Raw genomic sequence first — 18,986 nt, forward strand, 5'->3', positions numbered from 1 at the left:
GCGTTACTCACCCGTTCGCAACTCGTCCAGAAGTGCAAGCACTTCCTTCAGCGTTCTACTTGCATGTATTAGGCACGCCGCCAGCGTTCATCCTGAGCCAGGATCAAACTCTCATCAAAAGTTTGAGCTGTTGCTCATTTTTCTGTCGCTGACAGATTTATTGTTTTATTATTGACAGGTAGTATTCCTACTACCTACACATTGGTATTCGTCTTGTTCAGTTTTCAAAGGTCATGTCTCTCACGAGACAACTTAATCAGTTTATCAAAACCTCAAGGGTTTGTCAACACTTTTGTTTAACTTTTTTGAAGTTTTTTTATTTTCGTTCGTTTGAGCCGAACTATTCTACTGATTGCGTCCCGTTTAAGGAACTCTCCCTTCAGGACTTTATTAGTATACAACATGATGATGGTCTTGGCAAGAGATATTTTGAAATTATTTAAAAAAAATTCTCAGAGGAGTAAAACCTCTGAGATCTTTTTACTTGTGGCTGACTTTTTTAGTGATAAAATCCCCTACAAATTGAATGGTGAAAATCAGAATAATAATCAAGACTGTTGCCAGGATCGTTACGTCATGATTGTAGCGATTGTAGCCATAGGCAATGGCCACATTCCCCAGACCCCCTGCTCCAACAGCTCCAGCCATGGCAGTTTCGCCAACCAAGGAAATCAAGGTTACCGTTGTGACCCGGATAAGATCGGGCAGCCCTTCGCTCAGATAGACACCGATGATGTCTTTAGTCGTTGCTCCGCTGGCTTGGGCCGCTTCAATAACTCCAGAATCCAATTCAGCCAAAACAACTTGTACTTGACGAGCAAAGAAAGCATAGACAGCAAAAGATAGCGGCACAAGGGCAGCGTTTGGCCCAATACTAGTTCCAACAAGGATTTGAGCCAACGGAGAAAGAACCGCAAGCAGGATAATAAACGGAACGGCCCTAAAAATAGAGGTTACCTTATCCAAAGTCCAGTAAACCCACTTATTCTCAAGAACACCACCTGGAGCAGTCAGTACAAGCAATAGACCCGTAACAAGGCCCAAAAATCCACCAATCAGGAAGGCGTAAAAAGTCATATAGAGGGTCAAATAAATGGCCGTCCCCCAGCCTGCTTGTCCAGACCAGCCCATTTTATAAACATTTGGTAAGTAAGTTTCAATAAAATTCATCTTAACGTCCTTCCTTCAGAATTTTAACGCCAACTCCAGATTCCTTTAGTCCTCCGTGTGCTTTCACCAAATTCTCCGCTGAACCAGAGAGAATCACAATCAACTCACCGACCGGAGTATGGTCTAAGATTTCAATATTTCCAAATAAAATATTGGCTGCAACCTCATAATGCTTGGAGAGGTCATGAATAATGGCTTGGTCAGTCACACTACCGGAAAATTTCAAGTGTACCAATTCTTGCCCAGCCGGCAAATGCAGAACACTTTCCTGTTGATATATTTTCCGTAAGGCTTCATCAATCCCAGTCGCTGTCTCCATGAAATCCTTAGTCAAGTCATTCTTAGGATTACTGAAAATATCCAGCACACTACCTTCTTCAATCAGGCGTCCATCTTGCATAACGGCTACACGATTTGCAATATCTTTTACAATCTGCATTTCATGGGTAATCAGAATGATGGTTAATCCCAGACGTTCATTCAATTCCTGAAGTAGTTTCAAAATCTGTTTAGTCGTCTTGGGATCCAAAGCTGAGGTTGACTCATCTGAAATCAAGATTTTCGGGTCATTCGCCAAAGCACGCGCAATCGCCACCCGTTGTTTTTGCCCACCCGACAACTGTGAGGGATAGTTTTCAGCTCGATCAGCCAAGCCCACTAACTCCAGTAGTTCCTGAACCTTCTTCGCTCTCTCTTCCTTGCTTAAACCGGAATGTTTAAGAGCAAAATCCACATTTTCAGCGGCCGTCTTTTGGCTCATCAAATTGAAATGTTGAAAGATCATTCCAATTTCCCGCCGTTTTTCCCGAAGAGTTTGGGCACTCAATTGCACATTTCCTTGATCAAAAAACACCTCATGATCAACGACCAACCGCCCCTCTGTTGGAACTTGCAGAAGATTGACAACCCGCACCAAGGTAGATTTCCCTGCCCCAGAGTAGCCTACGATTCCATAGATATCTCCCTGTTGAATCGACAAACTAACATCATCAACAGCAGTAATGACTTTATTTTTCTGGGCAAAGCGAACCCCAATATTTTCAAGTTTAATAATAGCTTCTGACATGACATACTCCTATTTCATACTAAACCAACTTCAAAATCGAAATACTCGAATCTTTCAAAAAATGACTAGAAAAGCCGGGAGTGGGAAAGAACTATTACAGTTGAAAAAGAGTTCGTAACAAGTCTTTATTACAAGTTGTAAGCTGAAACGATTTATCCCCAAATCGTTTCACTCCCACCCCCGCACAGTTGATTAGACTGTTTGACCGAATCAACCACGGCGTCAAAGTATTTTCACTAATTATAGTCTCTTAGTTTGCTTTTAGTACAAGGCAGCGAGTCGCAGGCAGTACTAAAGTACGGCAAGACGAGCTAACACAGTAATAAAAGATAAACTAAAAGAGTATAAAACTTAGTGGCTGATACTTTTTGCCTAGCTTCAAAGAGGCTTGATATAGTCTTTTAGTTTACTTTTAGTACAAGGCAGCGAGTCGTAGACAGTACTGAAGTACGGCAAGACGAGCTAACACAGTAATAAAAGATAAACTAAAAGACTATAAGGTCAGATTTTGAAATTTAATGAGTATTGGTAGCAAAGAAAAGAGTGGGCTTATTTCCAAACCCACTCCCCTTGCTTGGTTTGCATACAGTATCGACTTACCAAACTGGTTGGTCCAAACCTTCTGAGGTTTCTTCGATGACTTTCTTCACATCATCAGTGTGGTAGGCTTTGATCAATTTCTTCAAAGCATCTGCTTTATCAGATTTTTCCCAATCACTCTTAGCAGCAAGAACATTGTACCATTGTTTTGAGTTTTCATCCGCAACTTCGACAAAAAGGGCATTTTTGAAGTCAAGTCCCGCTTCAGATACAAAGGTATTATTAACGACCGCTGCATCTGCTGAGTCTAGAGAACGAGCTGTTTGACTAGCGTCCAATTCTTTGATGTCCAATTTCTTAGGATTTTCTTTTACGTTAGCAATGGTTGCCAATTCTTTCCCAGAAACATCCAAATTGATCAAGCCTGCGGATTGAAGAAGATACAAAGCGCGGCTCTCATTTGTGGCATCATTTGGAACTGTGATAGTTGCGCCATCTGGGATTTGATCAACACTAGTATAACGGTTCTTACCATCTTTGGTACCTGAATAGAGACGGATTGGAGAAATAATAGTATCCGCAATGGCTACCAAATCTCCATTGTTTTCTTCATTCCAGTTGTCCAAGAAATTATAGTGTTGGAAGTCATTAACATCTACATCACCATTAGCAGTTGCGATGTTTGGTTGGGAGTAATCTGTAAACTCAGTGTACTCCAACTTCACGCCTTCTTTATCCAACAACTCTTCAATTTTTTCCCAACGTTTTTCTTCCGAGTCACTTTTAGCCATAAGTCCGACACGAAGCGTGTTTACATCTGAAGAAGAACCTCCTGTATTTGCACAGGCTGCAAGTGTTAATCCTGCCAAGGCTGTTAACCCTATTACTTTCAAAAGCGATTTCAATTTCATAATCAAGCTCCTTTGTTTTTTCTTGATACTAGGATAACAGACCTCCTTCTGCCTGCCTAGTATGGGATTTTTATTTACATCATAAAAAATATTTATCATGCCATCTCAAGCTTTAGCCCATAGCAATCGAAAAGGCTGAGGGCAACCCTCAACCTTCTACAGGTATTACCAAACTGGCTGATCCAAACCACCTGATGATTCTTCGATGACTTTTTTCACTTCGTCTGTGTGATAAGCGTTGATCAATTTTTTCAAAGCGTCCGCTTTTGGAGATTCTTCCCAATCTTCTTTAGCCGCTAAGAAGTTGTACCATTGTTTTGAGTTTTCATCTGGTACTTCAACAAAGATGGCCTTTTTGAAATCAATTCCTGCTTCTTGAACAAAATCATTATTAACAATGGCCGCATCTACAGAGCCTAAAGAACGAGCTGTTTGGCTAGCATCTAATTCTTTAATATTCAAGTTTTTCGGATTTTCTTTAATATTTGAGAGAGCCGCAAAGGTATCTCCAGAAACATCTAATTTCAATAAACCAGCAGATTGAAGAAGGTAGAGGGCTCGGCTTTCATTTACAGGATCGTTTGGAATTGCGATCGTTCCTCCGTCTGGAATTTGATCGACACTCGTGTAGCGTTCAGAACCATCCTTGGTACCAGAATAAAGACGAAAAGCTGTGAAGTAAGTGTCCGCGATTGGAACCAAGGATCCGTTATTTTCTTCATTCCAGTTATTCAAGAAATTATAATGCTGGAAGGCATTGACATCCACTTCCCCATTTGCGGTAGCTTTATTCGGTTGGGAGTAATCTGTAAACTCCGTATACTCCAAGGTAACCCCTTCGTCCTTCAGAAGCTCTTCGATTTTATCCCAGCGCGCTTCCTCCGTATCACTTTTAGCCATCAACCCCACCCGAATAGTGTTGGCATTCTCCTTAACATCACTTGATGGAGCACAGGCCGCTAAGGCTAAAGCAGCCAAGGTCGTCAATCCTACAATTTTCAATACCGATTTCAATGTCATAAGCAAGCTCCTTTTCTTTTTCTTGATAGTAGAATAACAGAAGCTGACTCCCTAGCCTAGTATTGTTTTTTTATGTTTTCAATAAAAATATTTTATGATGCAAAAATAAAGTAGGGTTACACCCCCTAACCAAAGTAGCAGCAGCAAAAAAGTAGCTCCCCTAGGGAACTACTTTAATAAGATTATTTCAACTCTTCAGCTGTTGGAGCATAGTCTCCGCCAAAGAATTCTTTAGAAAGCTTGTCAAGAGTACCATCTGCTTGAAGCTCTTTGATACGTCCATCCACGAACTCTTTCAACTCATCTTGGCCTTTAGCAAAGATTGGGTAAACAAATGGCTGAGCTGTCTCTGGCAATTCAATAATCTTCAAATTGTTCAAACCTTGGTTCTTGATAATGGTTTCAACAGAGATACGATCAAAAATCTTGTAGTCTGCTTGGCCATCATTCAAACGAGTCATGATTTGTTGGAAGTCTGCTTTTGTATAGGAAAGTTCAGTTGGATTGTCTGCGTGTTCCTTGTTCCATTCTTCCAATTGGGCAGCAGAGTTGGTTCCTTGGACAACTTCAGTTTTCTTGCCACCAAGATCATCCATTGATTTGATGCTGTCATCATCCTTTTGAACAACCAAAACATTCGGATTCTTAGCTACAGGATAAGCATAAAGGTATTTCCCTGCACGCTCCTCTGTGTAAGAAATGTTGTTAACGGCCATTTGGTAACGGTCACTATCCAAACCAGCAAAGATACTTGACCATTCTGTTTTTTCAAATTCCAGGTCATATTTGTCTGAGTCTTTGAAAATTTCTTTCACAACTTCAATCTCGTAACCTGTCAACTCCCCATTTTCATCTTCATAGTTAAATGGTTTTGGCGAAGCATTAGTGGCTACTCGTACAACTTCTTTGCCTGATGCTTCAGAAGAATCTGAGGCATTGTTGGAGCAGGCTGCAATCACGAGGGCAGACGCGGCAACAAGAGCAAGAGAAATAACTTTTTTCAGTTTCATGAAAAACCTCCTTTTAATCTATACTTAAGATAGTAACAGAAAATAAAAGAAATTTCTATTAGCTAGTATTATGAAATACAAAAAAGACCGAAAGTTTCCTTCGGCCCCTTGTCGTTATCAGAATCCGTCTACATTGGTATAGACTTTTTGAACATCTTCATCCTCTTCCAAGACATCTACAAGTTTTTCAAAGACCGCTAGGTCATCACCTTCTAGGTTTACTTCAGATTGAGGAATCATTTCCAATTCTGTTACTTGGAATTCTTCAATTCCCTCTCCACGAAGAGCCTCTACAGCCTTGTACAAATCAGTTGGAGCTGTATAAACGGTGATGCTTCCTTCTTCTGCTTCCACATCATCCACATCCACATCTGCTTCCAACAATAATTCAAAGATAGCATCTGCATCATCACCTGCAAAGACAATCACACCCTTGTTATCAAACATGTAAGACACAGAACCACTAGCTCCCATGTTTCCACCGTTTTTACCAAAGGCTGCACGGATATTCGCCGCAGTGCGGTTCACATTAGAAGTAAGGGTATCCACAATCAACATGGAACCATTTGGACCAAAGCCTTCATAACGACCTTCCGTAAAGGTTTCGTCTGTATTTCCCTTAGCCTTATCAATCGCCTTATCAATAACGTGTTTTGGAACCTGTGCTTGCTTAGCCCGATCCACAACGAACTTAAGAGCCGCATTCAACTCAGGATCTGGCTCCCCTTTTTTGGCTGCCACATAGATTTCAACTCCAAATTTCGCATAGATTTTAGAGTTAGCACCATCTTTTGCTGTCTTTTTCGCCACAATATTGGCCCATTTACGTCCCATTTTCTTCTCCTTTAATTACTTGCATTCACGCGTTATTATATCACTTTCCAAAAGCTGACGCAAAAAAGATTCAATCTCCACCCCATTGGATCGGAATCCGTCCAAAATTTTGCTCGCCAATGCCCTCTTGACCAAGACCATAAATCTTATCTGCCTTCTGCGTCAGAGCATCCCAAGGCTCAGCTCCAATACGGGTCACCAATTTTACCTTCTTCTTCAAAAGCGCTAGGTGTTGACGCCCACGTTCGGAAAACCCTAGCACATGCAAGGATTCTGGCAAAGGGGTCTCCTGGGCCCCCACCAAGATGTAGGTCAGAACTCTCCGGACCCGTGCCTTGGTAAAACGCTTGGTAGCGACCATCCCAACCAGCTCCTCTACGGAGTTTACTCGGTTAATCGCCTGCAACAAGCGTTGGGCCAGCTCCGCATTCACTTGGTAAATCTCCTCCAGATTGGGATGACTGAGAATCTGGTAGCGCAACAAAGACCAATACAAAGACCAATCTTGCTGAGGGGCTTGGGCTAAAAGACTGGCTACTGGACTATGCCGCTCTATAAACTCCCAATCGCCCCGATGATGCCGCAGGGCCGTTGCGGAGGCATAAGCTTGATCCTTTTCCAAAGAATGAAAACCGGATCCCTGCCGCTGGACCGCCTTTAAGCTAAGGGCAGTTCCAGCAGCAGCCTTGGTATAGGCCAAGCCTAAAATGTGGTTGGGGCTTTGACCGCTAAAGGTCAGCCCCACAAACGTTTCCCAGGCCGCTTGACTCTTCTGGGGATAAGACAAGGAAGCTGGAAGTTGGTCCATATAGTCCCTCATCTCATCAGCCTTAGTTCGGTAAGTCTCTAGCAGCTGATTGTAATCCCGAACTTCTTCACTTCCAAAAACAAGCTCCTCCACCCCAGCCTTGACTAGAAGATCAACCGCTCCAGTCGCAAAAAAATCGGCTGCCTGAACGCTGACTAAAAAGGGAAGTTCCAAAACCAGATCTGCCCCCTGAGACAAGGCCATCTGAGCCCTAATCCATTTATCCACAAAAGCCGGCTCTCCTCGCTGAACAAAATTACCTGACATGGCCACAATCTTAAGCCCCTCCATCTGGTCCAACAGGTAACGATGGCCATTATGAAAGGGGTTAAACTCGGCAACAACTCCGCTTATTTTCATGGTTTCTCCGCCACGAAGAACCAACGCAGACTTTTTTCATCTGGAGCTTGGTTGGTGAAATCCGCAAAGACTTGAATATTGGTAAAGCCAGCTTGTTCCAGCAAAATCTCATAAGTCAAGCGTTCATAAGTCCTTTCTTCATGCACTTCGTCCTTGCGGACAAAACGTCCATCTCCTTCTTGCAAAAAGAAGGTTAATTCATGAACAATAGAATACGGCGGCTCATCCGGATATGAATCCCAAACAAAAGCAAATTCTTCCGCATTTTCATGGTAGCTGTAACCCGGATAGACCTCTTCCATTTGGTAAATGGAATGGACGTCAAAGAGAAAGCGGCCGCCAGATTTAAGGACTTGGAAAACTTGCTGGAAAGCATCCCCAACTTCAACTTCATCTTCTAAATAACAGATTGAATCCGAGTAGCAAGTCACGGCATCTACCGCTTCCATGGCCGGTAAGGCAAGCATATTTCCTTGAAGAAACTCTAGCTCCCGCCCTGCTTCCTTGGCCCGTTTCTGGGCAAGTTTCACCATCTCTGGGCTCAAATCCAAGCCCTTGACCCGGTAGCCAGCCCGATCCAACTTAAGGGATAGAATCCCAGTTCCACAAGCTAATTCCAAGATGTCTTTTGTATCTGGGGCAAGATGCTCTTGCGTAAAAGCTAGCCACTGATCATAAAGTTGCTCATCCATAATGGAATCATAAACACGCGCAAATGTTTCATAAGTAGTCATCAGATACCTCTATATTCGAAAAAGAGGACAACCTGTTTTTTCCAAACACTGCCCTCCCTCTTTCACTTTTTTAATCTATATAGCTAGAAATGTCGACCATTTCAGCCTCATGCCACAATTTTTCTAAATTGTAATCATTGCGAACTTCCTCTGAAAAGACATGGAAAACCACAGCTCCCAAATCCAAAAGAACCCAGCCACTGGCTACGTTGCCCTCAAGAGGACCGACTTCTAGACCCGTTTCTTGGGCTTTTTCACGGACATTATCTGCAATTGCTTCTAATTGGCGGCTGTTCATGGAGCTAGCAATCACAAAATAATCTGTCACACTCGTCACCCCTTGAACATCTAAGGCAACAAGATCCTCCGCCCGTTTTTCATCTGCAGCTTTCACAACAAGTTCTAATAATTGTTTTTCTTCCATTCTTTACCTCTCTAAAAAGTGTCTGTATGCATTGTAAGTTTCTAAGGTTTGAGGATAAATAGGAATTCTTTTTTTAGCTAAAAAAGAAAGAGTCTCGGCTGTTTCATAAGCCACTCCCCCTTCCAGAGAAGAAAAAGCGATCCGCCTTGCTTCCTCAACACCAGGAAAATTCCGACCCTCTTCGATATAGTCCGCCACATAGAGAATCATATCCAAGGGCGACATCTCTGCTTTACCGATGGTATGAACACGAATGGCTTCTAGAATCTCTGGATTCTCCAGACCAAGTTCCTCTTGTATGGCATAAATCCCAAGATAGCCATGCCACAGATTATTTCCCCACTGCAGCAAATCTGGATCTAAATTCCGTTCTTGAATCAGCTGCTGAAAATAGCTGTCCGGCTTTTCCTTGGCGTAATCATGTAGCAACCCAGCCAAACCAGCCTTGATAGGATCCTGACCATAGGCTTCCGCCAATTGAATGGCAGCTTTTTCGACATTCAAGACATGCTGATAACGATGAGGGCTGAGGGTTTGCTCTAAGCGTTCCAACAAATCATCTCTGTCAAAGGGGAGATAGGCAGCATAGGTCATTTGTACAAGCCCTCACGTTTGATGTAGTTCCAAACCAGCTCCGGTAGCAGAAAGTTCGGCTCACGGCCTGCTGCGATAAAATCACGAACCATGCTGGAGGAAATATCCATTAGTGGGACATCAACCCAGATAACCGGATAGGAGGTTCCCGCCTTGTATTTGGGACGTTGGACACCAACAAACTGTACCAATTCCAAGAGCTCATCAATACGATGCCATTTCGGAAGGTATTCCACCATATCCGCTCCGATAATAAAATAATAATCCGTGTCTGGATTCGCTTCCGTTAGGATTTTCATACTGTCATAGGTGTAGCTAATCCCCTTACGTTCCAATTCCAAACGTTCAATCCCCAAACCTTCTTTTCCATTCAAGGCTAATTCCAACATCATTAAACGGTGGTGCTGGTCAATGGTTTCTTTTTTATCCTTGTGAGGGGGAATAAACTCTGGCATGAGCAAGACCTGGTCCAAACTCAACTGCTGCCGCACCTGATCCGCTACTAAAAGGTGGGCGTTATGGACGGGATTGAAATTCCCTCCCAAAATCCCGACTTGTTTGCGTTTCTTTTCTGGTAAATCCGGTTGTAGAGCAACCTTGGTGAAAGGTGTGACTAGTTCAAGTGCCATCGTTTCTCCTTTTTAGACCTCACGAACTTTAATGGACAGTTTACGGTTTTCTTTTTTAGCAGAAGGTTTGAAGAGAATGAGGATACGACCAATTTTTTGGACGGTATCCAACCCGATTTCTTCTTCCAGAGTTTCTGCAACGTCATGAATATTTTCATCTGTATTTTGCAACAGAGTGATCTTAATCAATTCACGCGCATCCAAGGCATTACGGATGCTGGTCTTGATTTCATCATTCAAACCATTTTTTCCAATTTGGATAATAGGCTTCATATGATGTGCTTCAGCCTTCAAAAAGGCTCTTTGTTTGCTTGTTAGTGACATAATTCTCCTTAATACTCTTCAAATTTCAACGTCTAGCTTCGTCAGTTTCCTAGTTATTTCCTTGATATACTCTTTTAGTTTATTTTTTATTACTGTGTTAGCTCGTCTTGCCGTACTTTAGTACTGCCTGCGACTCGCTGCCTTGTACTAAAAGCAAACTAAAAGACTATACACATTGAATTTCAAAATCTGACTTTGTCAAGCCTCTTTGATGAACTTTTTGATTACGTGCCCTGTACGCTTTATCGATAATATTCAACAAGTCTCCCAGACCTGTTGAACAATCTTCATCGGCTTTTCTAGTCAGCTCTTTGAAAGATTCGAGTATTTAAATTTTAAAAAAATCAAATATGGGTTAAATAATAGCTGGGCGTACCAAAACGGCAACTCCTTCAGGTGCCCAGGCAACTAGACGAGCTGCTTGGGGGATGCGGACCCATCCCAAACCTGAAAAGACCACATCGCTCTTCTCCGTAATGGTCAAATTGTGGGGTACCAGTCTTGGGAAAGTATCCACCTGTTTCTTTCTTGGTGGCTGCAATAGATCTCCGACATGTTTGTCATAAAAGGCATCTGCTCCGGCTAGTTTGGTGCGATGGATGGTCAGTTCGTTCTCAAAATAAGCTGTAAAGCCTTGGCGATCGCCAGCTTCAAAATCCAAACGGGCTAATCCACCAAAGAACAGTGTTTGTTCTGGATTGAGTTGGTAGGTTTTAGGCTTTAATTCCTTTTTCGGACTGACTAATTTCAAATCCTTGCCTTCCAGATAATGGGCCATCTGGTAGCGATGAATAATCCCAGGGGTATCATAGATAAAGCGGCCATCTTCTAAAGGAATTTCAATCTTATCCAGGGTTGTCCCTGGGAAACGACTGGTTGTAATCACATCCTTATCCCCTGACAATTCCTGAATAATGGCATTGATCAGAGTGGATTTTCCTACATTGGTCACCCCTACCACATAGACATCACGGCCTTTGCGGTAACGATCGATTTTCTCGATCAAGTCTTTAATAGCTTCCTTGTTTTGTGCACTGGTTAATTGGACTTCAATCGGCCGTAGACCTTCTTCATGAGCTCGCTCGGTCAACCATCGCAATAGTTTTTTATCCTTAACCGATTTTGGCAAAATGTCCTTTTTATTTCCAACAAGCAGAACATCATTGCCTGATACAAACCGTGACAAACCAGGGATAACCGACCCGTTAAAGTCAAAGATATCGATAACATTAACCACCAGAGCATCGCTATCGCCAACCTCGTGCAGGAGACGAAGAAAGTCCTCATCCGTCATCTCCACATCGCTAATTTCGTTGTAATGACGAAGGCGGAAGCAACGTTGGCAGTAAAGTTCCCCAGTTTCCAACCCTTTCTCCAAGGCTGAAGGCGGAGTGAAACCCGCTTTCTCCTTCTGCTCTGTTTGAATTTCGGCACCACAGCCGATACAAAATAATGTTTCTTGCATTTACAATCCTTTGTGAAATTTCATTGGGCCGTATTTTTCTTCCAATTTTTTAAGAACACGACGTTCCCGAGCCCGGTTAAACTTGGTATTGATGGAATCGTGTTGGACCAAAGGCTTGACCAAGATCGACCGAATCCCAGCCCGATGAGCTGCCCGAATATCGGTCATCAATTGATCTCCGACCATGACCACCTTGGACCGATCGACCCCAAGCTTGGCTAAGGCACGGTTGATGCCAAAGGCAAAGGGTTTTAAAGCCCAATAGACATAGCCAATCCCAAACTTCTCAACGGCTCGCGTAACCCGTTTCTTGGTATTATTGGACACCACCATAATCCGAATACCCGCATCCTGTACTTGATGCAACCAGTTCTTCATCTCAGTGGTTCCATCGGGATTATTCCATGCAATCAAGGTATTATCCAAATCAACCAAAACCGCTTCAATTCCCAATTTTTTCAAATCTTCTACCGCGATATCATAGACCGCTTCAACCGTGTAATCCGGCTTATATTGCTCAATTGACACAAGCTACTCCATTTTCCACTGTACTAGTTTCCATTATACCACATCCCCATCTTTTGCTTCAAAAGGAAAGCCAAGCCGATGATAAGCTTTCCACAAGGCATAACCCGCGACCACAAAGGCAATGAAATCAGCTAGAGGCATAGCGTAGGCTAGTCCCGCAACCCCGAAAAAGCGCGGCATCAGCAAGAGGAGCGGTAAAATCAACCCCAGTTGCTTGAGGAGAGAAATCTTAGCTCCCATCTTGGCCTGGCCGATAGCTGGAAAATAAGTAGCTGAAAAAATCTGCACCCCATTCACAAAAGAAAAGAGGAAAAAGGCCCGCATATAGGCAATCCCAAATTCAAAATAGGCATCACTCCCCGATCCAAACAAGGCTAAAAACTCATAAGGAAACCCTTCAAAAGCCAACCAGGTCCCCACACCAATGACAGACACCCAAGCAATGGCAATCCGAATGGTCTCCCGCACCCGATCCCAATTTTCCGCTCCATAGTTGAAACTCAATATCGGCTGGGAACCTTGAACAATCCCAATAATCAGAGAAATCATAATGACATTAATTTTAGCCACGATCCCAGCCACCGCTATGGGAATCTCACTCCCATAAACCGAGGTCTCCCCATAAAAGCGAAGGGACTGGTTGGTCACAATCTGCACCAACAAGTTGGAGGATTGGAAAATAAAGGACGCCATTCCCAAAGAAGCAAAGGAAGCAACCAAAGACCTCTGCAGATGGAAATCCTCCCGCTGGAGCTGCATACTCTTAAAACGAGGAAGGTAAAACGCTAAAATCAAGGCTGAAACCAATTGTCCCAGAACCGTTGCCCAAGCAGCACCAGCCATCCCCCAACCAAAGCTAAAAATAAACAGGGGGTCTAGTAGGGTATTTACAACTGCCCCTGAAATAATCGCCACCATCGAATAGGTAGAGGAACCATCTGCCCGAACCAAGGGGTTCGCCCCAATAGCAAATAACAAAAAGGGAACTCCCCAAATAGACACACTGGTATAGGTCAAGGCTAAATCATAGATACTGTCCGTTGCCCCGAAAAGAGTCAACAATGGTCCCAGGAAAACTTGCAGGACTAGACACAAGAGGAGACCCACTACCGCAAGTATCGCAAAGGCATTCCCCATGACTTTCTTGGCTAAGGCATTGTTTCCACGCCCCAACTCCAAGTTAAAGCGGGCCGCAGCTCCTAACCCTAACATCAACCCTAATGCCAAACACAAGGTCGTTAAAGGAAAAGCCACATTGGTTGCCGCATTCCCTAAATAACCAATCCCCTGACCAATAAAAATCTGATCCACAATATTGTAGAGGGCGTTGACAACATTTGCAATCACCGCCGGGATGACCAATTGCCGTAAGAGGGACGAAATCGAAGCCCTTCCCAATTTATTCTTTTCCACACATACTCCTTCCATGAACATTTCCAAAACCAAGAGAAAGGTCGGGATACTGATTACAGTATCTCGACCTTTCAAAGTCTTAGTCTTCTAATAATTTTTGCAATTCTTCTTTGAGAAGGGCTTGGGCCACTTGTGGGTTGGCTTGTCCCTTGGTTGCCTTCATCAGGAAGCCTGTAAAGGCCTTATCTGCATTGCGCTTGCCTGACTTGAAGTCTGCCACCGCTGCAGGCTGGTCTTGGAAGACTTGGTGAATGATTGGAATCAAGACTGCTGGATCAGAAATTTGAACCAAGCCGGCTTTCTCAACATATTCACGCGCTGACCCGCCATTTTTGGCCAGATGGACAAAGACTTTTTTGGCAATCTTAGATGAAATCGTCGCATCTGCAATCAAGCCAATCATCTCCACCAAATTCTCTGGAGTCAAGGCAATTTGTTCCAAACTTTGACCATTCGCATTTAGGTATTGAGCCACTTCTCCTTGTAACCAGTTGGAGACTTGTTTCGCATCTCCACCTAGAGCCACTGCTGTTTCAAAGAAGTCCGATTGAAATTTGTTGGCTGTCAATTGACGGGCATCATAGTCACTCAAACCAAGCTCATCGCGGTAACGTTGGCGACGTTCCTTAGGAAAGGCTGGTAACTCTTGACGGACTGCTTCAATCCAAGCATCATCCAACTGAACTCGTGGAAGATCTGGCTCTGGGAAATAGCGGTAATCCGCTGCACCTTCCTTGACCCGCATGAGGATGGTTTCACCAGTTGCCTCATCATAGCGGCGAGTTTCTTGACGAATCACACCACCTGAGCGTAGAATTTCGGCCTGGCGTTTGATTTCATACTCCAACCCTTTACGCACATAGTTAAAGGAGTTGAGGTTTTTCAATTCTGTTTTGGTTCCAAAAGCTTCTTGTCCATATGGTCGAAGAGAAATGTTGGCATCCACCCGCATGGACCCTTCTTCCATCTTGACATCAGAAATACCAGTATACTGGATGATTTCTTTTAGAGCAGTCAAGTAAGCATAGGCTTCTTCTGGACTCCGCATATCCGCTTCCGAAACAATCTCAATCAACGGAACCCCTTGGCGATTCAAGTCTACATAAGAATAGCCATCCGTTCCGTGAGTATTTTTTCCTGCATCTTCTTCTAAATGCGCCCGTTCTACACGGATTTTCTTGGTGGAACCATCCTCCAATTCAATCTCAATCCAACCATTGTAGCCAATCGGTTCATCAAATTGAGAGATTTGGTAGGCTTTGGGATTATCAGGATAGAAATAATTTTTACGGTCAAAATGCATGTCCCGATGTAAATCCATATTAAGAGCTAGGGACGCCTTAATTCCAGCATCCACAACACCCTTGTTCAAGACTGGCAAAACTCCTGGAAAAGCCCAGTCAATAATATTGGTATTGGCATTTGGATCCTCACCAAAATGCGCAGGAGCTGGTGAAAAAATCTTGGAAGCTGTTTTTAATTCCACGTGGACTTCCAATCCAATTATGGTTTCAAAATTCATGACTTAACTCCTCCGAAAATCGCTGGTTTTTCTAGGTGGTAACTAGTTGCAGCTTCAAAAGCTGCAGCAGCCTGATACAAGGTTTCTTCTTGGAAATGGTTGGCAATCAACTGCAGGCCAACTGGTAGGCCATCCGCAAAGCCGGCTGGCAAGGACATTCCTGGTAGACCTGCTAAGTTTACTGGAATAGTCAAGAGATCTGCTAAATACATTGAAACGGGATCCTCAATCCGGCTTCCCAAATCAAAGGCAACCGTTGGAGAAGTTGGTCCCATAATGAGGTCATATCCTGCAAAAACTTTCTTGAAGTCCTCAATAATCAAAGTTCTCACCTGACCAGCCTTCTTGAAGTAGGCATCGTAGAAACCAGATGATAAACTGAAGTTCCCCAACATAATCCGACGCTTGACCTCGTCTCCAAAACCTTGGCTCCGTGTCTTCACATAGACGTCTTCAAGATTTTCGATATCTTCTGCTCTAAATCCAAAACGAATACCGTCAAAACGTTGAAGATTGGATGCGGCTTCTGAAGAGGCAATGATGTAATAAACGGCTACACCATAGCGACTGTGGGGAAGACTCACCTCTTCCACACGCGCGCCCAGCTCTTCAAACTTCTTAGCAGCAGCCAAGATTTGTTCCTTAACCGCTGGATCAATCCCTTCACCCATATACTCTTTAGGAAGAGCGATTTTCATACCGGTCAAATCTTGACCAATCTTACTGGTGAAATCTGGAACAGCAAGAGGTGCAGACGTTGCATCCCGATGATCATGACCAGACAAAGCTCCAAGCAAGTGCGCATTTTCTCGAACGGTTGGTGCAAATGGACCAATTTGGTCCAAGGAAGATGCAAAGGCAATCAGACCAAAACGTGAAATTCGGCCATACGTCGGCTTCATCCCCACAATTCCATTAAAGGCTGCCGGTTGACGAATCGAACCTCCTGTATCAGACCCCAAGGACAAGCGGACTTGCCCTCCCGCCACAGCTGAGGCAGAACCACCAGAGGAACCTCCTGGCACCTTGTTTTGATCCCAAGCATTTTTACTTGGTTTGAAATAGGATGTCTCATTGGAACCTCCCATGGCAAATTCATCCATGTTGGTTTTCCCAATCACGATCATCTCCTTTTTATAGAGATTTTCAACACTAGTCGCATCAAAAATCGGCTTATAGTTGTAGAGCATTTTTGATGCCGCAGTCGTCAAAATTCCTTTAGTAGAGATGTTATCCTTAACTGCTACAGGAATCCCGCTTAATACATTGTCGGCATCTACACCCTTAGCATCTAAAGCACGAGCTTGTTCCAAAGCTTTCTCATCATTAATCGTGATGAAATTGCCCAGTGCTGCTTCCCGTTCTTGAATATCTGTCAAGGTTTCCTGGGTCAATTCTTCAACTGAAATCTCTTTTTTGACCAAAAGCTCGTGTAATTGGTCGATGGTTTGTTCTTGCAATCTCATTAATTGCTGCCTCCCTCTTCGAAAATGGCTGGAACTTTGATGAAGCCCTTGTCTTTTTCAGGTACATTTTCAAATAACTCTTCTCGATTCCATCCCGCTTGGGCTTGGTCTTCACGAAGAACGTTAACCTGGGTTACAACTGAGGATGTCACAGCAACCCCGTCTGTATCCAATTCATTTAACATTTCAACCATATCGACAATCTTAGTAAGATCCGTCGCAAACTTCTCTGTCTCTTCCGCAGTGAAGGCTAATTTTGATAGATTGGCCACATGAGCCACTTCTTGATGTGAAATCTTCATTCTGTCTCCTTTAAGGTTCCATGTAAATCTTCCTTATTTTACCACATTTCAGGCGTGAAAAATAGGTTGAGACAAAAATCTCAACCTTCCTATTTTAAATAGTATAATCCCGTTGATGCAGTGGTTGATTGGTGTTTTCAGCACTTTTCAAGTCTGAAAACAACCTAATCAACGTTGACATGAGCTCCGTTCATGTCATCTATAAACGCTATAGGCATTCACCATGACTTTAGACCGGAGGTGATATACTCTTTTAGTTTATCTTTTATTACTGTGTTAGCTCGTCTTGCTGTACTTCAGTACTGTCTACGACTCGCTGCCTTGTACTAAAAGTAAACTAAAAGGCTATACAAACAGTCTGTGAAGAGACTGTTTATACCTGAGCCCAACAATAAAAAGAGCGGGGTCGATTTGGGGATAAATCGTTTTAGCTTACAACTTGAAATAATGACTTGTAACGAACATTTTTTTGCGAAAATTGTTCTGGCCGACTCTCTATTTTAAAACTCCAATTCCGCGGATGAAAGCAACTGGGCTCCCAAAACATTTTTCATATGCTCCAGGGCAAATTGGTGCTGCTCGTCGGTGATGCTAGCTACTGCATCCGTGACAATTTCAATCTTATAACCTTTTTGGTAGGCATCGATAGCTGTGTGGAGCACACAGATGTCTGTGAGCACCCCTGTCAAAACCAGAGTATCAACCTTACGTTCCCGCAAATAGATGTCCAGCATCGTGCCTGCAAAGGCAGAGTAATAATGCTTGTCCATCCAGAAAACGCGGTCAGATTCCTGGTGCTCTTCAAAAAATTCTTTAGACGGTCCGTACAGAAAGCGTCCTTCAGTCCCACGAATATTATGAGGCGGGAAAAGTTGGCTTTCCGGATGATGGGTGTCTCCTTCCAAATGCTCATCGATCATGAAGAAGACATAACCTCCAGCCTCCCAAGCCTTTTGACTGACAGTTGCCATGGCTTCTGAAATGGCTTGCGCTGGTCGACCTGCCGTTAGCTTTCCGTCGCATGCCACAAAATCCCTTGTAAAATCAATGGATAAGACTGCTTTGGTCATTAAAACTCTCTTTTCTTAATTTCTTCAAAAACATCCGGAATCAAAACTTTGAGATAAGTCCCTTTCATACCGAGAGAGCGGCTCTCGATGACACCGGCTGATTCTAATTTCCGAAGGGCATTGACAATAACACTTCGGGTAATTCCAATTCGGTCTGCGACAACGGACGCTGTCAATTGACCTTCACTCCCCCCCAATTCTTCCAAGATAGCAGACACAGCCCGCAATTCAGAATAGGAAAGGGTATTGACCGCCATGCTCACCGTAGTGCGACGGCGGATATTCTCTTCGTCAATTTCCCGTTGGCGGTTAAGCATCTGCAAGCCTACTACTGTGCTGGCTATTTCAACCAAAATCAAGTCATCCTCGTTAAAAGGCTGATCGTTCCGCCAAATGATCAAGGAACCCAAACGAATACCTGTGATATGGATAGGCGCAACCGTCGTCACCCCATCAGGATAATTCTCTTTGGTCTCAACTGGATAAATCGACAAATCTGAATTCACATCTAGGTTTGCCTCGGTTTGATACACAAAACTAGCTTCCTTAGCATAGACTTCCGGAAGTTTACGGCTTTCAAAGAAACCCTCTACCCGGTCATTATTTGTCTTATAGCGCATAAAATAGCCAAGTAAATCACCTTGGCTATTAATGATACAGGAATTACAATCAATGATTTCCGACAAGCGCTGAGCAATCGATGCAAAAGGCATCTCATCATGGGATTGCTCATAGGATCCCTTCAAAATAGAAGTAATCCTTGTCGTTTTTTGCAATAACGTTGCCATAGTTCACC

At 43.5% G+C, this 18,986-nt stretch carries 20 protein-coding genes and 1 rRNA gene; all 21 read right to left on the minus strand.

The window, feature by feature from the left end; translation table 11 throughout:
* Window positions 1–119 (minus strand): 16S ribosomal RNA (locus I1A59_RS04370); the annotation flags it as partial.
* Window positions 120–480: 361 nt separating this feature from the next.
* Window positions 481–1,170: a methionine ABC transporter permease gene (locus I1A59_RS04375; protein WP_196091598.1), complete on the minus strand. Its 690-nt coding sequence runs from the start codon at window positions 1,168–1,170 to the stop codon at window positions 481–483.
* 1 nt (window position 1,171) lies between these two features.
* Entirely contained in the window at window positions 1,172–2,236 is a 1,065-nt protein-coding gene (locus tag I1A59_RS04380) for a methionine ABC transporter ATP-binding protein (RefSeq protein WP_196091599.1), read from the minus strand.
* 596 nt (window positions 2,237–2,832) lie between these two features.
* Window positions 2,833–3,687 (minus strand): MetQ/NlpA family ABC transporter substrate-binding protein, encoded by an 855-nt coding sequence (locus I1A59_RS04385; RefSeq protein ID WP_196091600.1) that lies wholly within the window; start codon window positions 3,685–3,687, stop codon window positions 2,833–2,835.
* 165 nt (window positions 3,688–3,852) lie between these two features.
* Complete coding sequence (locus tag I1A59_RS04390; protein WP_196091601.1) at window positions 3,853–4,707, minus strand: MetQ/NlpA family ABC transporter substrate-binding protein; 855 nt, start codon at window positions 4,705–4,707, stop codon at window positions 3,853–3,855.
* A 182-nt stretch (window positions 4,708–4,889) separates the two neighbouring features.
* A complete protein-coding gene (locus I1A59_RS04395; protein WP_196091628.1) occupies window positions 4,890–5,711 on the minus strand; it encodes an amino acid ABC transporter substrate-binding protein in 822 nt (273 codons plus the stop codon).
* 123 nt (window positions 5,712–5,834) lie between these two features.
* Window positions 5,835–6,551, minus strand: a complete 717-nt coding sequence (locus tag I1A59_RS04400; protein ID WP_196091602.1) for a YebC/PmpR family DNA-binding transcriptional regulator — start codon at window positions 6,549–6,551, stop codon at window positions 5,835–5,837.
* 70 nt (window positions 6,552–6,621) lie between these two features.
* Complete coding sequence (locus I1A59_RS04405; protein WP_196091603.1) at window positions 6,622–7,719, minus strand: nucleotidyltransferase; 1,098 nt, start codon at window positions 7,717–7,719, stop codon at window positions 6,622–6,624.
* The gene (locus tag I1A59_RS04410; protein WP_196091604.1) at window positions 7,716–8,453 is read right to left on the minus strand and encodes a class I SAM-dependent methyltransferase; all 738 of its coding nucleotides are present in this window, start codon (window positions 8,451–8,453) and stop codon (window positions 7,716–7,718) included. Before I1A59_RS04410 ends, I1A59_RS04405 begins: the two co-directional genes overlap by 4 nt.
* A gap of 70 nt (window positions 8,454–8,523) precedes the next feature.
* Entirely contained in the window at window positions 8,524–8,877 is a 354-nt protein-coding gene (gene rsfS / locus I1A59_RS04415; RefSeq protein WP_196091605.1) for a ribosome silencing factor, read from the minus strand.
* Between the two features lie 3 nt (window positions 8,878–8,880).
* Window positions 8,881–9,471, minus strand: a complete 591-nt coding sequence (gene yqeK, locus I1A59_RS04420; protein WP_196091606.1) for a bis(5'-nucleosyl)-tetraphosphatase (symmetrical) YqeK — start codon at window positions 9,469–9,471, stop codon at window positions 8,881–8,883.
* On the minus strand, window positions 9,468–10,100 hold the full coding sequence (locus I1A59_RS04425) for a nicotinate-nucleotide adenylyltransferase (RefSeq protein ID WP_196091607.1): 633 nt from the start codon (window positions 10,098–10,100) through the stop codon (window positions 9,468–9,470). Before I1A59_RS04425 ends, yqeK begins: the two co-directional genes overlap by 4 nt.
* A gap of 12 nt (window positions 10,101–10,112) precedes the next feature.
* On the minus strand, window positions 10,113–10,424 hold the full coding sequence (gene yhbY, locus I1A59_RS04430; protein ID WP_196091608.1) for a ribosome assembly RNA-binding protein YhbY: 312 nt from the start codon (window positions 10,422–10,424) through the stop codon (window positions 10,113–10,115).
* A 355-nt stretch (window positions 10,425–10,779) separates the two neighbouring features.
* A complete protein-coding gene (gene yqeH / locus I1A59_RS04435) occupies window positions 10,780–11,889 on the minus strand; it encodes a ribosome biogenesis GTPase YqeH (protein WP_196091609.1) in 1,110 nt (369 codons plus the stop codon).
* The gene (locus tag I1A59_RS04440) at window positions 11,890–12,417 is read right to left on the minus strand and encodes a YqeG family HAD IIIA-type phosphatase (protein ID WP_196091610.1); all 528 of its coding nucleotides are present in this window, start codon (window positions 12,415–12,417) and stop codon (window positions 11,890–11,892) included. It lies immediately after the preceding gene.
* Window positions 12,418–12,450: 33 nt separating this feature from the next.
* Window positions 12,451–13,830: an MATE family efflux transporter gene (locus I1A59_RS04445; protein WP_348769636.1), complete on the minus strand. Its 1,380-nt coding sequence runs from the start codon at window positions 13,828–13,830 to the stop codon at window positions 12,451–12,453.
* Between the two features lie 79 nt (window positions 13,831–13,909).
* On the minus strand, window positions 13,910–15,352 hold the full coding sequence (gene gatB, locus I1A59_RS04450; RefSeq protein ID WP_196091612.1) for an Asp-tRNA(Asn)/Glu-tRNA(Gln) amidotransferase subunit GatB: 1,443 nt from the start codon (window positions 15,350–15,352) through the stop codon (window positions 13,910–13,912).
* The gene (gatA, locus tag I1A59_RS04455; protein ID WP_196091613.1) at window positions 15,349–16,818 is read right to left on the minus strand and encodes an Asp-tRNA(Asn)/Glu-tRNA(Gln) amidotransferase subunit GatA; all 1,470 of its coding nucleotides are present in this window, start codon (window positions 16,816–16,818) and stop codon (window positions 15,349–15,351) included. The genes gatB and gatA overlap by 4 nt, the downstream gene beginning before the upstream one ends.
* Window positions 16,818–17,120 carry an Asp-tRNA(Asn)/Glu-tRNA(Gln) amidotransferase subunit GatC gene (gene gatC / locus I1A59_RS04460; RefSeq protein ID WP_196091614.1) on the minus strand — a complete coding sequence of 101 codons (303 nt, stop codon included), beginning with the start codon at window positions 17,118–17,120 and terminating at the stop codon, window positions 16,818–16,820. The genes gatA and gatC overlap by 1 nt, the downstream gene beginning before the upstream one ends.
* Window positions 17,121–17,620: 500 nt before the next feature.
* Window positions 17,621–18,190: an isochorismatase family cysteine hydrolase gene (locus tag I1A59_RS04465; protein ID WP_196091615.1), complete on the minus strand. Its 570-nt coding sequence runs from the start codon at window positions 18,188–18,190 to the stop codon at window positions 17,621–17,623.
* Window positions 18,190–18,978: a GTP-sensing pleiotropic transcriptional regulator CodY gene (gene codY / locus I1A59_RS04470; RefSeq protein ID WP_196091616.1), complete on the minus strand. Its 789-nt coding sequence runs from the start codon at window positions 18,976–18,978 to the stop codon at window positions 18,190–18,192. Before codY ends, I1A59_RS04465 begins: the two co-directional genes overlap by 1 nt.
* Between the last annotated feature and the right edge of the window lie 8 nt (window positions 18,979–18,986).

The sequence above is a fragment of the Streptococcus sp. NLN76 genome (assembly GCF_015686645.1).
GTDB lineage: Bacteria > Bacillota > Bacilli > Lactobacillales > Streptococcaceae > Streptococcus.

What these genes read in the sequence shown, in the direction of transcription:
- gatA (WP_196091613.1), bottom strand. Translation starts at nt 16,818, where the DNA reads ATGAGATTGCAAGAACAAACCATCGACCAATTACACGAGCTTTTGGTC.
- I1A59_RS04375 (WP_196091598.1), bottom strand. Translation starts at nt 1,170, where the DNA reads ATGAATTTTATTGAAACTTACTTACCAAATGTTTATAAAATGGGCTGG.
- I1A59_RS04390 (WP_196091601.1), bottom strand. Translation starts at nt 4,707, where the DNA reads ATGACATTGAAATCGGTATTGAAAATTGTAGGATTGACGACCTTGGCT.
- gatC (WP_196091614.1), bottom strand. Translation starts at nt 17,120, where the DNA reads ATGAAGATTTCACATCAAGAAGTGGCTCATGTGGCCAATCTATCAAAA.
- gatB (WP_196091612.1), bottom strand. Translation starts at nt 15,352, where the DNA reads ATGAATTTTGAAACCATAATTGGATTGGAAGTCCACGTGGAATTAAAA.
- rsfS (WP_196091605.1), bottom strand. Translation starts at nt 8,877, where the DNA reads ATGGAAGAAAAACAATTATTAGAACTTGTTGTGAAAGCTGCAGATGAA.
- I1A59_RS04465 (WP_196091615.1), bottom strand. Translation starts at nt 18,190, where the DNA reads ATGACCAAAGCAGTCTTATCCATTGATTTTACAAGGGATTTTGTGGCA.
- I1A59_RS04385 (WP_196091600.1), bottom strand. Translation starts at nt 3,687, where the DNA reads ATGAAATTGAAATCGCTTTTGAAAGTAATAGGGTTAACAGCCTTGGCA.
- I1A59_RS04405 (WP_196091603.1), bottom strand. Translation starts at nt 7,719, where the DNA reads ATGAAAATAAGCGGAGTTGTTGCCGAGTTTAACCCCTTTCATAATGGC.
- yqeK (WP_196091606.1), bottom strand. Translation starts at nt 9,471, where the DNA reads ATGACCTATGCTGCCTATCTCCCCTTTGACAGAGATGATTTGTTGGAA.
- yqeH (WP_196091609.1), bottom strand. Translation starts at nt 11,889, where the DNA reads ATGCAAGAAACATTATTTTGTATCGGCTGTGGTGCCGAAATTCAAACA.
- I1A59_RS04400 (WP_196091602.1), bottom strand. Translation starts at nt 6,551, where the DNA reads ATGGGACGTAAATGGGCCAATATTGTGGCGAAAAAGACAGCAAAAGAT.
- I1A59_RS04425 (WP_196091607.1), bottom strand. Translation starts at nt 10,100, where the DNA reads ATGGCACTTGAACTAGTCACACCTTTCACCAAGGTTGCTCTACAACCG.
- codY (WP_196091616.1), bottom strand. Translation starts at nt 18,978, where the DNA reads ATGGCAACGTTATTGCAAAAAACGACAAGGATTACTTCTATTTTGAAG.
- I1A59_RS04380 (WP_196091599.1), bottom strand. Translation starts at nt 2,236, where the DNA reads ATGTCAGAAGCTATTATTAAACTTGAAAATATTGGGGTTCGCTTTGCC.
- I1A59_RS04410 (WP_196091604.1), bottom strand. Translation starts at nt 8,453, where the DNA reads ATGACTACTTATGAAACATTTGCGCGTGTTTATGATTCCATTATGGAT.
- yhbY (WP_196091608.1), bottom strand. Translation starts at nt 10,424, where the DNA reads ATGTCACTAACAAGCAAACAAAGAGCCTTTTTGAAGGCTGAAGCACAT.